This window comes from Streptomyces sp. NPDC058231 (genome assembly GCF_042882275.1).
Lineage (GTDB): Bacteria > Actinomycetota > Actinomycetes > Streptomycetales > Streptomycetaceae > Streptomyces.
The window spans coordinates 1-1696 of sequence record NZ_JBHVWN010000166.1 but is presented as its reverse complement, the minus strand read 5'-3'; the positions used below and the strand labels follow the sequence as shown (position 1 = coordinate 1696).

Annotated in this window: 3 protein-coding genes; 2 read left to right on the top strand and 1 reads right to left on the bottom strand. The window is 67.8% G+C overall.

Annotated features, from left to right (window positions below; all coding sequences use genetic code 11):
• Window positions 1-173: 173 nt before the first annotated feature.
• Entirely contained in the window at window positions 174-596 is a 423-nt protein-coding gene (locus tag ACFVXE_RS39015; RefSeq protein WP_389678539.1) for a pentapeptide repeat-containing protein, read from the bottom strand.
• Between the two features lie 332 nt (window positions 597-928).
• Here ACFVXE_RS39015 and ACFVXE_RS39010 point away from each other — a divergent pair, with 332 nt between their 5' ends.
• A complete protein-coding gene (locus ACFVXE_RS39010; protein ID WP_389678538.1) occupies window positions 929-1285 on the top strand; it encodes a hypothetical protein in 357 nt (118 codons plus the stop codon).
• A 161-nt stretch (window positions 1286-1446) separates the two neighbouring features.
• Entirely contained in the window at window positions 1447-1647 is a 201-nt protein-coding gene (locus tag ACFVXE_RS39005) for a DUF4236 domain-containing protein (protein WP_389678536.1), read from the top strand.
• Window positions 1648-1696 lie beyond the last annotated feature (49 nt).

Sequence of the window (1696 nt, the reverse complement as noted above, 5' to 3'; positions counted from 1 at the left end):
CCGTTTCCGACCCCCCGCACACCCCACCCCGCCACCCACGAGCCACCCGAACGGCGGCACGCCGATCAAGTAACAACCACAACACCCCGAAATTCAGACACACATGACACGACCGAACACCTGCTCGCACGTTGTGGGACAAACGGCGCTTCACCGCCGCGGGCTCCGGACGATCATCGCGTGTCGGGCCGGCCGATGACCTGGTCGAGCTGCAGGTCGTGAAGAACGGCTCCGTCCAGCTTCACGTCGGTGGCATCGGTCAGCCCATGGGGCGGGGCTCCGGTGAGGACCCGCCCCCATCGGGCGCCGGTCAGGTCCACACCGCGGAGGTCGGCGCCGGTCAGATCGCAGCCGGCCAGGGCGATGCCTCTCATGGAGGCACCCCGCAGATCGGCGCCGCGAAGGTCGCACAGCTTGAAGTAGCAGCCGTCGAGGGTGGCTTGACGCAGATCGGCGCGACGGAAGGAGCACCGTACGAACCGCAACTGCCGCAGGCCCACCGACATGAGGTCGGCGCCGTCGAAGGACTTCCGCTGAAGAGTCTCGTACCGGCGACGGAACGCGAGGCCCGGCTCCACTCTCACCTGTCGGTTCATGTCGGACATGGTGCCGGATCCGCCGTACGGCTGTCTGCGCCTGTGCGCGGGCCCGCAGCGTGGGAAGCGGCGGCGTGCGGGCGTGGCGAGGGGCTCCGGCCGGTCGCGCGAAGGCCGAGCCGGACCCCTGCCGTCCCGTAGGAGGTGGTGGGGGATCCGTTCCGCGATCCGTTCCGTGGACAGTGGTGCGGACGAGCCGGTCCGCGTCCCTCACGGCCCGGGTCGCTGCGGCATATCCGTGCCCGTCTTCGGTACGTTTCTCCCCACCCCGTGTGATGTGACGCGCACCGGGCACGTGGTCAACCCGAACAGCACGGCGACAGGAGAAGGGCATGACCGTGACCACCATGTGGCGGAGCCCCGTAGCACTGGATGACCTCGCGGACGAAGACCTCACCGCGTTCACCGTGGTGGCTGTGGACGAGACCATCGGCACCATCGACCGCCGTTCACTCCTCCCGGAATTCGACCATCTGGTCGTGGACGCCGGTGTCTGGAAATTCGGCCGGAGTCTCGCCGTTCCGGTGGGAATGATTTCCTCGGTCGATGCCGAACGCCAGGTGATCACGCTCAGCTGCACCAAGGAACAGATGAAGGAAGCGCCGGGTTTCGCACGCGATCAGGACACCAGTGATCCCGCGTATCTTCGGCAACTCGGTGCCTATTACGCGTCACTGAGCAACTCGTGACGGGTCCCGGGCCGAAGCGTGTCCGGGCCCGGCAGGACGGGCGCCGAGCGGACGGCCGCACCTGAAGCCCGTTGCGCATGGAAGTCGGCTTTCGGGCAACACGGAACTCAACCAGCCGAATCGACAAGGAAATCGGCCGTCAGACATTTTACGGAGGCACCATGCCGCTCACCTTTCGCAAGAGCTTCAGGATCCTCCCCGGCGTGACGCTGAACATCAATCGCAAGTCGTGGTCGGTCACCACGGGCGGGAAGCACGGCCCGCGCCGGACGCGCAGCAGTACCGGCCGGCGGACGACCTCGATGAATTTGCCCGGTCCGTTCGGGTGGCGCCGCACCACACGCGCCTCGCACCGGCACTGATCCCGGGCGAGCGCGGGGCGGAGGCGTCGGCGGCCGGTGACGACCGGCC